Genomic DNA, 203 nt, shown 5'->3' with positions numbered 1-203 from the left:
GCTGAGTCGCAGAAGGCGTCGCCATTCATGTCGACCACGATAAAGACGATGAACTCCGGATATTGTCGCTTGATCCGGGACAGGTAGGCATCGCATTCCTGGACGTCCTTCGCCTTGATCGCCGGAACCTCCGAGAGCGCAATCAAAGCCTGGCGAACTCCCTGGACGATCTGCTGCTGCTCAGCGGCGGCGAGCTTGGCGAG

1 protein-coding gene is annotated in these 203 nt (G+C 59.6%); it reads right to left on the bottom strand.

Translation table 11 applies throughout. The features are described 5' to 3' along the window. Positions 1 to 203: PDC sensor domain-containing protein (locus tag ACZXDY_RS46830; protein WP_464350149.1), on the bottom strand; the 203-nt coding region annotated here is incomplete at both ends.

It is taken from the genome of Bradyrhizobium sp. LeoB3, assembly GCF_055456055.1.
This window is presented reverse-complemented; position numbering and strand designations above follow the sequence as displayed.